Raw genomic sequence first — 11933 nt, 5'->3', positions numbered from 1 at the left:
GGAGAGAAAATGGTACTCTCCTTACCTCTTCTTTTTTTGGAACATCTGGCGTTCCCATTTACGGAGATGAGGGTAGGGGTCAAAGGACCATTCGCCCTTCATTGTATACTTGTAGATTCCATAATGGAGGTGTGGCGGGAACTTACCTTGTGTTCCTGGCTTACCATAGCCTGAGGAACCCACATAGCCTAAAATCTCGCCAGGCTCCACAATCTGTCCTTCCTTAATCTCCTTGTTGAAACCGCTAAGATGAGCAAAATAGTGATAATGATTATTCAGATCCCGAACACCGATGCGCCATCCGCCAAAACGATTCCACCCCATGGACTCCACATACCCATAGCAGGTGGAACGGATCGGGGTACCATAGCCAGCAAAGATATCAGTTCCTTCATGAATACGTCTTCCTCCCCAGCCCCGTGGGGCGCCCCATGTATTCTTATAACTATAATTAAAGTGGGCAGGAATGGGAAATTGATTATCGAAAAGGTCAAGACGTTGATATTTATCATAAATCACAGCAAATTCCGTAATAATCTCTACGATTTTTTCATTTTGATAGTATCTCCATAGGGCGAGGCGAAAGTCATCCTTCATCCATCCATATTGGGAGAGGTAGGAGGCCATGGTGTAGAGGAGATCTACATCGTCATTGGGATCAGCAATTTCATCACCGGAACCATCTCGCCCGATCCCTGTATAGAAGCCAATGGTGCCTGGATTGGTATCATTAGGATTGGGATTCAGTATACCAGACCAAAGATGAGCGGGGAATTGAATGGCGACAAAGCCCGCGCTCTTTTGCAATTCATCAGGCTTTCGCATCGTCCGTTCGAATTGGTCGATGGCCGCTAGATAGCTCCATGGTAGTTGAAAGACTTGGCTAATCTGCTGATAAAGATAAAGACGATCCTCCCATGTAGTGGGTTGAGCTGAGGCTTGATTGACGCCATGACTTATGAGGGGAGTAGATTGCATAAAAAGTATGATAAGTAAGCATAGTCGGATCATGATCCTGATTGTGTAGCTCTGTTTTTTCTTCATGGTGAGTCACCTCATCTCCTTTTGCACCCTTCACTTAGGTTGGGATAAAAAGTGTAATTTCATGCTGTCAATTATTTCTACCCATCAGAATAGATTTAGAGGGGGAGGTGATAAGTTGAAGTCCATTCACATCTGGCAACATGGCGTCATTCCATTCTCAACATGGGAAGATAGTTTTCAATCCATATTTCCAGTCTCTGCTGGCGAAACGATGGAAGCACTGTTCAGCCAACGTGAGCTTGAAACAGTGCTTACTACATTAGGATGGAAGGACGTGGAGTGGAGTGCATATATGGCGTTATTTCAGCAGCTTCCAGAGAAAATGGAAAGGGGATATAGAGCTTTGATGAAAAGCTGCATTGATGCCAGTATTCAAGTTATTCCTAGAAAGTTATGCTACCCTTCTTCATTACTACAGGCTCAAGACCTATCTATATTATGGAGAAGATTTTATCAACTACCTCTCTATTTCACGGATGAACGAGAAGAGTATAAAGTATCAGATCATTGTTTATTTGCAGCAGTTTGGTTTTTGCCATTTGTTCAAGCAAGTATGAAAAGTGAAGGTCAGCTTATAGGGTCATACCATAGAAAGGAACTGACACTTCTTCTTTACCAAGAAGAGATGGAGAGTACTTTTAGCAGATTCCAGCACCATGAGATTTCGCATCTTGATCATGATATGCTCCAATTGGAGGTGAATCTTGATGATATGAATCCTGAGATCTTACCCTATGTAATGGAGCGTCTATTTGCAGTGGGAGCCAATGATGTAGCGATTATTCCCATCATTATGAAAAAGGGGAGGGCTAGCATGAAACTCCAGTGCTTAATCCCATCCCAATTGTTATCCGCTGTAGAAGAGATCATTTTTAACGAGACCAGTAGCCCAGGCTTTCGTTACTATCCTGTTACAGTGTATCGACTTGGGAGAAGAATGGATCAGATCACCATTCTTGGAGAGCATGTAAGAATCAAGTCGATTGTGAAGGATGGACAAGTTCTTCGCCAAAAGCCTGAGTATGAGGATTGCGCGCAGATTGCCCGTAAGCACGGGATCCCCTTACAAGCAGTGTATCAATATGTTCAGCGCGCATTGCTATGTGGTGAGGAAGCTACGGATCCAACCTAATCTATGCTAAGCTACCGATCATTATACGCATAATATTGGGACGATCAAGGAATTGGCGAGTTCCAGCACCATAGCCCACCTGCTGGATGGTCATGCTAGGGATGGGGCCGAATTGCTGAACCAGTGCAGTGAGGAGTGCTGCTCCTGTAGGTGTAGTTAATTCTGCATCCAATGGGCTAGCTTGGAGGGGAATTCCTTTTAATAGCTCCATGGTAGCTGGAGCGGGAACAGGATAAATGCCATGCTGGATCTTTATCTTACCTTGTCCTACAGGAACAGGAGATGAGGAGAGGCTGGTGATCTGAAGGTGATCCAGAGCGATGGCGATCCCTACAATATCAATGATGGAATCCAGTGCCCCAACTTCGTGGAAGTGGACCTTCTCGATGGTCGTTTGATGAATTTTGGCCTCTGCATGAGCAATGGGTGTAAAGATAGCCAGTGCTAACTCCTTCACACGATGGGAGAGAGCACTATCCTCAATGATCTGAACGATCTCTGAAAAATGACAATGATGCTGAGGAGCTTGAAGGCTCGTCTCTTGCTTTTCTTCCTCAACTGTAAGAGAGAGTGCGCGGATACCATGCTGCTGAACATACTTCCAGTGTAATTGAAAGGGGTGATTCAATCTTAACGATTGGAGCTGGGACTCAATATATTCTGCAGAGGCACCTGCATCTACAAGTGCAGCAAGGGTCATATCGCCACTAATTCCATTGAAACAATCAAAGTGAAGATGATTCATGGTCGTCCACCTCCCGTCGATTCTGATAATCTCTTATACCTTTCGTAATTAAGGCAGCTTGATAGGCAGCACCGAAGCCATTATCGATATTGACCACAGAGATACCTGATGAGCAACTATTTAACATGGACAACAATGCAGTTACTCCATGAAAGCTGGTACCATACCCAATGCTGGTTGGAACTGCGATGACAGGCTTATCGATCAATCCTGCCATCACACTAGGGAGTGCGCCTTCCATTCCTGCTACGACTACCACAACATCAGCGGTCATAATCTGAGGAAGACGATTAATTAGGCGATGCAATCCAGCGACGCCTACATCATAGATACGCAATGCCTGTTGATTAAGCAATTCAGCTGATAGTGCAGCTTCTTCAGCCACAGGTAGGTCGGAGGTTCCTGCACAGAGGATGGCAACTGTACCAGCGTGTTGAGCATTGCTCTGCCCTTTTCGTTGCCAGTAGAGGATACGTGATGTGGGGTCATATTGGATACTGGATAGTTGCTTTTGTAATTCTTCTGCTTTTTTCATGGAGACTCTTGTAGCAAAGACGGTATGGTGGTGAACCATCAAACGTTCCATGATGGATCGGAGCTGAGGCACGGTTTTGCCTTCTCCGTAGATCACTTCAGGAAATCCCTTTCTGCTTTCACGCTGAATGTCCAAGGTGGAGAAGCCTAGCTGCTCCACCTGTTTGCTGTATTGGGTCAATTCTCTTGCTACTTCATGAATATCACGCTTTTTATCACGAACCGCTTGTAGAAGTTGCATTAATTCATTTGAATTCATCATTTACCCTTCCTTCAATTGGAGGACTTCATTCATGCTCCCTGTTCGGTAGCCTTGAAGATCTAATGTGACATAGGTAAAACCAAGGGCTTGGAAATAGGGAAGGATACGCTCATGGGATTGTACCACCCTCTCCATCTCTGCTGGCAATACTTCAATTCGTGCCATCTCCCCATGATGGCGAACCCGTACTTGATAAAATCCCAGCTCTAATAAAAAATGCTCTGCAGCATCCAACTGATCAATTTTTGTTTGGGTGATTACTTGACCATAAGGAATTCGTGAGGAGAGACAGGCAAAGGATGGTTTATTCCAAGTGGGAAGATTCATCTCTTTTGAAAGCTGCCGAATCTCTGCCTTGGTAAGTCCTACCTCAAGGAGGGGACTACGAATCCCTTGCTCCTCTTTTGCTTCTAAGCCTGGACGATAATCACCCAAATCATCGTGATTGGTTCCATCGAGAATATAAGGAAAATTCAGCTTCTTCGCCAATTGATTGAGATGGGAATATAGCCCATGCTTACAATGATAGCAACGATCCTTTTGATTATTGACAAAATGGGGGTTGGTCAATTCTGAGACGGAGGTTTCGATCACTGGAACATGTAATTGTAGGGCGAGCTGCATGGCAGCGTCATACTCTCTAACGGGGAAGGTTTCTGACGCAGCGATTACGGCACTCACTTGGTCACCTAGTTGTTCGTATGCACGGGCGAGGAGAAATGTGCTGTCAACTCCTCCTGAAAAGGCGACTAAGCAGCGCTCCAGGGAAGATAACAGTTGACCCAGTACTTGGTTTTTTTCATAAAGATCCATGGGAGGTACCTCCTTCTAGGTTGAGATAATAGGGCGACAATATTGATTGAGTAAAGTGAGGAATAAGCCAACATCGGTTACAAGTCCTTCTGCCTGTGCTGAGCCTCGATCAGCTAGCTTGGCTACCACCGCAGGATTAATATCAACACAGATGGTTTTTACGGTGCTAGGTAGCATGTTACCAGTACCAATGGCATGAAGCATACTAGAGAGCATGATGACTATCTCACAGCCTTCGATAATGGTGGCATACTGCGCTTGCGCCTGAATGAGATCCATCTCCGTATCAGGAAGGGGTCCATCATCACGGATGGAACCAGCCAGGGAGAAGGGAATCTGATATTGGACTAAGGCATGCATAATTCCTGATTGCAGAACGCCTTTTTGTACGGCTTCGACAATGCTACCAGCATGATTGATCTCATTAATGGCCATCATATGATGTTTATGTCCACTAGGAGCTAGTTCACCGCTCTCTAAATGAACGCCCAATGATGTACCGTAAAGGGCGTGTTCAATATCATGGACAGCCAGGGCATTACCGCTTAGAAAACCTTGGACATAGCCTTTTTCGATCAGTTCTACCATCGGTTGAACACCACCGGTATGAACAACCACCGGTCCAGCAACAAAGATGATTCGTCCCTGACGTTGCTGAATTTCTAGCATGGTCTCTGCAAGGTGGCGTACCTGACGTTCCACATAACGCTCAGAGCTCACCTCCGTGGTCATAAAGGCAAAGTGGTCATGACGATCTTCTTGCTGAGGGGGATGAATTCGAATACCATGTTCCCCACATACCACCAAATCGCCTGCTCGTAGATCACGAAGTTTTGTACAGATTGCTTTTCCGTCACGTATCACAATGGATGCATCCATACGTTGATAGCTGACAGGGATCCATTGACCTTCCCAGTAGACTTCTGTAGGATGATTGGTGGTGGAATAAAAATCACGGGGGGCGGTTTGATCCTTTGTACATCTTTGAAGTTGGATCGCTTCTTCCACGACGGTGAGTTCAAGCTGAGGGTGTCTTAATTGCTCCAATAGTGGATCCCACTCTTGCTGGGGAAGGTGGATGAGTAATGTAAGGGAAGAGAGATCCTTCTCTTCTTTTCCTACATGAAATTCCAGGACCGTATAACTTCCTTGATGGAGCTTCATCACGCGCTCCAGTTGATCAAACCAACGCTCTTGAATAATATGACCTTGCAGCTTCACTGTTCGTTCGATGTGAACCACTCCTCTCAATAATCTATCATTGAAGGGTTAATAATAATTAGAACGATCTGCTGATAAGCTACGACCCTTGTCACGAGATAAGAAGTACTATATTATTACTCATATTGCAGCGTTAAAAGAAGGGAATACTTCACCCATTGCTAAAATTGGGTATAATGATAGAGAAGGAAGCGGCCATCTTTACGTGGCTCAGACAATATTTAGAGAATGAGGTGCTGATGTGATCCGTCTCGACAATCACGCCTATGAACTGGTAGAGGATTTTAAAGATGGTTGGAATGTAGAGGCATTCCGTGAACGTTACATGGATATACTCGATAAATTTGATTTCATTGTCGGTGACTGGGGCTATGGGCAATTACGTTTAAAGGGATTCTACCATGATCATCGAAAAAACGTTCCTTTTGATATGAAGATCAGTTTTCTTGATGAGTATATTAAGGAGTTCTGCAATTTTGGTTGTTCATATTTTGTCCTTCAAAGACATCAGGAATTAGAGGATGGGGAGCATCAACCTCAACAAGTTGATGGGAATGAGGATAAAGAGCAAAGGCAGGACAAACCAGCGGGGAGAAAAAATTCAATTTCTAATCGGCGTTCTCGCAATCATCATCGTTCAAGGCGAAGAACTAGTAGTAATTCTTCACAGAAAGATGTAACAGTAATTCCAACTAAAGAAATTCATTGAGCTGAAAAAAAGTGACCATAGCGGAGGGCTTGTATTTCCTCTGCTTGGTCATTTGTTCTATCTTAGCGTTTCTTTATTGAATTACTTGAAATAAGAAATGGTGTAATAGCTGAGCCTCTTCATCATTTAGTGCAAACGCATGTTGCAGGTAGCCTTCTTCATTGAGGTCATCATCGCCAATCAAAGCGGAGCGACCGGATTGGATATCGATGACCATTACCTTTCCAAAAAAACGATCTGTATAGAGAATGGCCAGATCAAAACGTTTACTCTTTCCGATGAAAGAGACAAAACGGGTTCTGGTCTCTTCTACGTCGTCATATAAAAAATCCATTTCGTCAGAGATCATGGTGGACCCTTCCTTTGCTTTGTTTTTTTACTATGCTTATTGTTATTATATACGTAAAGGGAAAGGATTGGGTAGTAAGGATACTTTACGTATTATTTGGGTATCTTTTCTTCTGGGCTATTTCGATGCTATAATAAGTTTATACAGTTTTTCCCGTATTCACAGTTTACCTATATTCACAGTAAGAGTTGGAGCATTTGTATTTCTAGGAGAGGAAGGAACTGTTTTGGAAAAATATCGAGTGATCAAAAACATTGGCAATATACTTCGTTCCTTCATATATTTACCAGTACCAGGAAGGCTTATCCGATTTTTTCCTCCTACATTCACCATCCGGAATCCACTTCTTGCTGCTGTGAAAAAAGAGCAAAAAAAGGGTAAACAGGTAGCCATCCTGCTCTTTGACATTGTACAATATGGAGAATTTGAAGCGAATCAAGCTGTAATGGAGCTAGATACAATACATAGGACTCTAGCGATTTTATTTCGCAAAGTATTAACCAGTAGCTTTGAAGATAAAGAGCTATTACTCGTCAATCGCTTTCATGGTGATGAGTACGCAGCCTTAATTGCGATGAATGAGGTCAATCATCCTCGAATCCAAAAGCAATTAGAGACTGTGAAGATAGCGATTGAACAGGAAGCGAATGAAACCCTAAAGCCGATTCTTTGCCGTAAATTACAATTTCATATGGGCTACTCATTGATCAAGCCCAAAGCCAATATTGATGATGAAGTTCATGTAGCCTACTCATTTGCCCATGCTATAGCTAAGAAGCAGGTGAATGAGGAGTATTATCAAATCCAGCAAGATATGGGGCGGATTCTACATGATCAACTGATCTCCATTTTGGCGCAGCCCATTGTGGATATCCAGCAGAATCAAATTTATGGCTGGGAGATCCTAACACGTGGTCCCCTCGATTCACCATACTATTCTCCCCTATCCTTATTTAGCTTTGCTGAGCAATGTCATCTGGTTTATGATTTGGAACAGATCGTATTACAGCGAGCACTTGATGAATTAGAACGGAATCATGTGGATGGGAATATTTTTGTTAATCTAACAGCCTCTACATTCAATCAACGGAGATTGTTGAAGGATGTTTTGAATATGCTAGAGCATCATCCTGGACTTCGGGCAGATCAGTTCATTTTTGAGATCACAGAACGGGAATCCATCGATCATTATCCTGATCTTCAAGAAACCTTGAAGCAGATTCGTCAGCACGGATTTCGCATTGCCATTGATGATGTCGGAGTGGGCTATTCTGGATTTCATATGATTCAGCAGGTTATACCTGATATCATCAAGGTAGATCGCTCTATTATCACCAATATTGATCAAGACGAAGTGAAGGTCTCCATCTTACAAGCATTGGTGCATGTTGCGCAGCAAATTGGCGCAAAGATTGTTGCAGAAGGAATCGAACGAGAGGAGGAGCTCCTTACTCTACGGCAAAATGGCATTCATTTTGCGCAGGGATACCTCTTTGCACATCCCTCTGCTGATTTTAATGCCTGTCTCTCCCAAGTGGAAGAAGCGAGAAATCATGCGTAGTAATCGAACCATCAAAAGGCCACTGCTTTAGCAGTAGCCTTTTCTTTACATGTTTAATGGCGGGAAATGATGGTATAATCGTAAATGGTATGTGAATCAATGCACAAAAGTCTACAATACAAGGAGTGACCATGATGTACGATGTTGATACGAAAGGAATTGAAAAGCGCCTGCATTTTATTGAGGAACTTGCGACCCTGATCCCTCAGTTGGTGAAGGAAACAGACTCACTTCATATTTTAGCCGTAGAACGTATCGTCCATGTAACCATCGAGTCGATTACCGATGTGGGCAATGCCTTGATTGATGGATTTATTATGCGCGATCCTGGGAGCTACTCAGACATTATTGATATCCTGTGTGATCAATCGGTTCTTTCTTCCCCATTAGCAGAACAAATGAAGCCATTGGTAATGATGCGGAAGGAATTGGTCCAACAATATTATGAGTTGGGTCAAGAGAAAGTATATGAGATGGCCCATGTTGCAGAACAGATCATCCCAGCCTTTTGTGAACAGGTTCGTAGCTACTTAGCTAGAGAGCTATTTTAGCAGCAAGCTTCGAAATAAGGAGGACTAGGGCTCAGGTGTAGTAAACACTCCTTCTGAGCCTCGCCTACTTTACCAACAAAACAGTTTAATAATTGTGGAAAGCTTGATAATAGGGTACAATGGGGAAAACGAGGTGATGCAAGTGGTCGATGATAAAACAGGCTCAACGCGCGATCAAATCGTACTTCTCTTAAAGCGGGAGGGCTCTATGTCCGTAGGTGACCTAGCAAAAAGCTTGGACATTACGGAAATGGCTGTTCGTCGTCACCTTCACACATTGGAACGGGATATGCTCATCCATTCAACGCTCGTTCGCCAAGCGATGGGACGCCCCTCTCATGTGTATTCATTGACTGAGGAAGCGGAAGCCCATTTCCCCAATAATTACGCAGAACTGGTTGTTGAAATCTTGCAGGATATGGAGGCAGTTGCTGGCAAGGAGAAGGTGGATCGCTTCTTTGAACGGCGGGAGCAGCGCCTACATAATGAGATGCAAAAAGTGATTTCAACTGATTTATCCCTCCCACAAAGAGTAGAACGACTCGTGCAATTTCAGAATGAACGTGGATATATGGCGGAGTGGGACCAGGATGCTGACGGTCGTTATATTGTCCGTGAGCTTCATTGTCCCATCGCCGATGTTGCTCGACAATTTGAGAAAGCGTGCCATTGTGAACTACAGCTCTTTACCAATGTACTCCAAGCGCGAGTGGAGCGAACACAGTGCATGGCATTAGGTACAGGAGAACATTGCGTCTATACAGTAGAAGAGCAATAAGCAGGCAAGACAGACAAAAGAAGACTTTCTTCATCATTGAAGAAGTCTTTTTTTGATTTGCAATCTGGGATTATGCCCGTGTTCCTGCCTTGTTATGGGCGAGACGACTTGAAGCAGCAGCTGCAATTGCAGCAACAATATCATCAAGAAAGGTATTGACTTGACCTCCTAAGTGCGCGTTAATCTCCTTGAGTATCCCTGGCTTTAGTTTATCCAGGTATCCGAAATTGGTTAAGCCAATACTTCCGTAGACATTGGTAATAGAAAAGGCTAAGACCTCATCGACCCCATATAATCCCTCATCGCTCCTGATCATCTCCAATAATGGGGAGCGTATGTGTCCTTCTTCAGCAAGACGATCAATTTCGATGCCCGTGATGATGGCATTATGAATTTCTCTTTTCTCGAGCACCTTGTCAACATGAAATCGACATTCCTGCATACTTAACTCATCCTGATAGTCACTCTGTAGATCATAGACTAGTTGGGCAATATCCTCTAAGTGTACGCCGCGTTCTCTTAATACCTGTAAGGCATGTTGGTGGATTACATCCACTACATTTTCCATCGGGTCACCTCCTCCTCTTACTTTCTTCAAGTTGAGACTTTTTTATCCTTGAACCACCTGTGCTAAGTTGATGATGTGAGCTTCTACTCTTTTAAGGAAAAGGAGAAGCGTGATATGCTATGAATATGAACATGTGGAAGATAAAGGACGGGTATCATGAACGCTGAACAAATTCAAGGTAATGTTGATGTTGTGATTGTTGGAGGAGGTGTTGCAGGGATGGCATGTGCCATCTGGAGCCAACGCTTACACCTACGCACGATGTTACTGGAAGCTCAACCACGGTTAGGTGGACAGCTCTGGCAGATCAAAAATCTGATCTATGATTATCCAGGTGTAATATGCCAGGGAGGAGAAGAATGCTATCAGCACTTTTTCCAAAACCTTCAATACCTTCAGGTTCTTTATTCCTTGAATACTGAGGTGGAAGGATTGGATACGACCAAGCACCTGGTACAAACCAATAAGGGAGAAGTTCGGACGAACTATCTTGTATTGGCTACAGGTGCTCGTCCCCGTCGACTAGGCATACCAGGAGAAGAGGTGCTCTATGCAAGGGAAGAGACATATTCTACCTCAGAGCAGTTGGAGAGGTTTACAGGAAAGCGGATCTTAATTGTAGGTGGTGGCGATCGCGCCTTTGAAGGAGCTTACCGTTTATTAAATGTAGCCAAGTCCATCCAGATCATTCATCGTAGTGAATGGCTACGAGCAAGGGCAGAGTATGTCGAGCCGGTTCTACAACATCAAGATGTGTTACTCCGTCTCAACCATCAATGTGTAAAAATTGAACAGGCTGGTGAAGAGAAAATCGTCTGGATTGAAGGACCTCAGGGGATTAGTAAGGAGGTCTATGATTTTGTTCTCATTCGAATTGGTGTAGAGCCATATCTTCCGCTAGCACTTCCAGAGCTGCGAACGGATGGTAAAGGTCAGTTGATTATCAACCAGTTTGGTCAGACTACGGTTCCATGGGTCTATGCCATTGGTGACCTTGTTAATCAACCTGCTTTCTCTGCTATTGCTCATAGTGTTGGGCAAGGCATGGTTACAGCAAAACATATTCTCCTCCAGAAGGAAGAGAGTGAAGAGAAGGAGCGGAGATCGTACCATGATCAATGAGTATTGGTTTACAGATGCAGATGGTGCAACCGTCTTTACTACTTTTAATCCAAAGCAAAGGATGAATGCCGATCATGTACTGCTCTATGCATTTTCTGATGAAGAAATATTACTGACTCGTCATCGGAGAAGGGGCATCGAACTGCCTGGCGGGAAACGGGAACTGGGTGAAGAAGAGGAAGAGGCGGTGATTCGTGAAGCATGGGAGGAGACAGGGGTACGTATCACTCAACCCCTTTGGATAGGTCAGTATACTGTGAATGGTACAAAAAAATTTACGAAGAGTATCTGGTATGCACGAATTCAGAGTGAAGAGAGCCTACCACCAGGCTTTGAGACGGAAGGCAAAGTACTGCTGAGAGAGTGGCCTGATCCTTTCTATGACGAGCGGTATAGTCGGATTATGCGGGATCTTAATTTTTATCTTGTTAAGGCACATTTGATCCATCGAAAACTTGTCCCAACGAACTTTGCACAACGCTCAGGTAGCATCTCCCATTCAGTTAAAAAATAACCACCCATTGGGGTGGTTATTTCATAGGCT

Annotated in this window: 14 protein-coding genes; 7 read left to right on the top strand and 7 right to left on the bottom strand. The window is 44.0% G+C overall.

The annotated features are described in order from the left end of the window. Positions 1-21 precede the first annotated feature (21 nt). A complete protein-coding gene (locus BN1691_RS05630) occupies positions 22-1044 on the bottom strand; it encodes a M23 family metallopeptidase (RefSeq protein ID WP_048601267.1) in 1023 nt (340 codons plus the stop codon). 115 nt (positions 1045-1159) lie between these two features. Here BN1691_RS05630 and larC2 point away from each other — a divergent pair, with 115 nt between their 5' ends. After that, positions 1160-2176, top strand: a complete 1017-nt coding sequence (larC2, locus tag BN1691_RS14280; RefSeq protein WP_048601266.1) for a nickel pincer cofactor biosynthesis protein LarC2 — start codon at positions 1160-1162, stop codon at positions 2174-2176. A gap of 1 nt (position 2177) precedes the next feature. Here larC2 and larC read toward each other — a convergent pair whose 3' ends face one another. Genes larC through BN1691_RS05605 form a run of 4 tightly spaced genes read right to left on the bottom strand, consistent with a single transcriptional unit; the run spans position 2178 to position 5772 of the window. Beyond that, positions 2178-2921, bottom strand: a complete 744-nt coding sequence (larC, locus tag BN1691_RS05620) for a nickel pincer cofactor biosynthesis protein LarC (protein WP_048601265.1) — start codon at positions 2919-2921, stop codon at positions 2178-2180. Continuing rightward, positions 2902-3714 carry a nickel pincer cofactor biosynthesis protein LarB gene (gene larB, locus BN1691_RS05615; protein WP_048601648.1) on the bottom strand — a complete coding sequence of 271 codons (813 nt, stop codon included), beginning with the start codon at positions 3712-3714 and terminating at the stop codon, positions 2902-2904. Before larB ends, larC begins: the two co-directional genes overlap by 20 nt. A gap of 3 nt (positions 3715-3717) precedes the next feature. Continuing rightward, positions 3718-4530, bottom strand: coding sequence for an ATP-dependent sacrificial sulfur transferase LarE (gene larE, locus BN1691_RS05610; RefSeq protein ID WP_048601264.1), 813 nt, complete (start codon positions 4528-4530; stop codon positions 3718-3720). A gap of 15 nt (positions 4531-4545) precedes the next feature. Then, entirely contained in the window at positions 4546-5772 is a 1227-nt protein-coding gene (locus BN1691_RS05605; protein ID WP_231638354.1) for an ornithine cyclodeaminase, nickel-pincer nucleotide-dependent, read from the bottom strand. Between the two features lie 220 nt (positions 5773-5992). Between BN1691_RS05605 and BN1691_RS05600 the strand changes: the two genes are divergently transcribed. Continuing rightward, a complete protein-coding gene (locus tag BN1691_RS05600; protein WP_053083710.1) occupies positions 5993-6460 on the top strand; it encodes a YutD family protein in 468 nt (155 codons plus the stop codon). Between the two features lie 73 nt (positions 6461-6533). On the opposite strand, the gene BN1691_RS05595 is transcribed toward BN1691_RS05600, so the two are convergent. Further along, positions 6534-6809: a DUF3055 domain-containing protein gene (locus tag BN1691_RS05595; RefSeq protein WP_048601263.1), complete on the bottom strand. Its 276-nt coding sequence runs from the start codon at positions 6807-6809 to the stop codon at positions 6534-6536. A gap of 226 nt (positions 6810-7035) precedes the next feature. On the opposite strand from BN1691_RS05595, the gene BN1691_RS05590 reads away from it, so the two are divergent. The 3 genes from BN1691_RS05590 to BN1691_RS05580 all read left to right on the top strand — a co-directional run bounded on the left by BN1691_RS05590 (position 7036) and on the right by BN1691_RS05580 (position 9699). Next, the gene (locus BN1691_RS05590; protein WP_048601262.1) at positions 7036-8370 is read left to right on the top strand and encodes an EAL domain-containing protein; all 1335 of its coding nucleotides are present in this window, start codon (positions 7036-7038) and stop codon (positions 8368-8370) included. A 134-nt stretch (positions 8371-8504) separates the two neighbouring features. Then, complete coding sequence (locus tag BN1691_RS05585; protein ID WP_048601261.1) at positions 8505-8921, top strand: DUF86 domain-containing protein; 417 nt, start codon at positions 8505-8507, stop codon at positions 8919-8921. Positions 8922-9057: 136 nt separating this feature from the next. Continuing rightward, a complete protein-coding gene (locus BN1691_RS05580) occupies positions 9058-9699 on the top strand; it encodes a helix-turn-helix transcriptional regulator (protein ID WP_048601260.1) in 642 nt (213 codons plus the stop codon). A 70-nt stretch (positions 9700-9769) separates the two neighbouring features. Here the strand turns inward: BN1691_RS05580 and BN1691_RS05575 are convergent, their stop codons facing one another. Then, complete coding sequence (locus BN1691_RS05575) at positions 9770-10267, bottom strand: phosphatidylglycerophosphatase A family protein (protein WP_048601259.1); 498 nt, start codon at positions 10265-10267, stop codon at positions 9770-9772. 156 nt (positions 10268-10423) lie between these two features. Here BN1691_RS05575 and BN1691_RS05570 point away from each other — a divergent pair, with 156 nt between their 5' ends. Both BN1691_RS05570 and BN1691_RS05565 read left to right on the top strand, forming a co-directional pair. Continuing rightward, positions 10424-11389 (top strand): NAD(P)/FAD-dependent oxidoreductase, encoded by a 966-nt coding sequence (locus BN1691_RS05570; protein ID WP_048601258.1) that lies wholly within the window; start codon positions 10424-10426, stop codon positions 11387-11389. Next, positions 11352-11903 (top strand): NUDIX domain-containing protein, encoded by a 552-nt coding sequence (locus BN1691_RS05565; protein WP_187116854.1) that lies wholly within the window; start codon positions 11352-11354, stop codon positions 11901-11903. Before BN1691_RS05570 ends, BN1691_RS05565 begins: the two co-directional genes overlap by 38 nt. Positions 11904-11933: the final 30 nt, after the last annotated feature.

Source organism: Rubeoparvulum massiliense (assembly GCF_001049895.1).
GTDB classification, from domain to species: Bacteria; Bacillota; Bacilli; order Rubeoparvulales; family Rubeoparvulaceae; genus Rubeoparvulum; species Rubeoparvulum massiliense.
Note: the sequence above shows the minus strand (reverse complement) of the source record. Positions and strands in the feature narration are given on the sequence as shown.

Coding starts and splice junctions, on each gene's coding strand:
- BN1691_RS05570 (WP_048601258.1), top strand. CDS start 10,424: ATGAACGCTGAACAAATTCAAGGTAATGTTGATGTTGTGATTGTTGGA.
- larC (WP_048601265.1), bottom strand. CDS start 2,921: ATGAATCATCTTCACTTTGATTGTTTCAATGGAATTAGTGGCGATATG.
- BN1691_RS05575 (WP_048601259.1), bottom strand. CDS start 10,267: ATGGAAAATGTAGTGGATGTAATCCACCAACATGCCTTACAGGTATTA.
- larB (WP_048601648.1), bottom strand. CDS start 3,714: ATGAATTCAAATGAATTAATGCAACTTCTACAAGCGGTTCGTGATAAA.
- larE (WP_048601264.1), bottom strand. CDS start 4,530: ATGGATCTTTATGAAAAAAACCAAGTACTGGGTCAACTGTTATCTTCC.
- BN1691_RS05585 (WP_048601261.1), top strand. CDS start 8,505: ATGTACGATGTTGATACGAAAGGAATTGAAAAGCGCCTGCATTTTATT.
- BN1691_RS05630 (WP_048601267.1), bottom strand. CDS start 1,044: ATGAAGAAAAAACAGAGCTACACAATCAGGATCATGATCCGACTATGC.
- BN1691_RS05580 (WP_048601260.1), top strand. CDS start 9,058: ATGCAAGTGGTCGATGATAAAACAGGCTCAACGCGCGATCAAATCGTA.
- BN1691_RS05595 (WP_048601263.1), bottom strand. CDS start 6,809: ATGATCTCTGACGAAATGGATTTTTTATATGACGACGTAGAAGAGACC.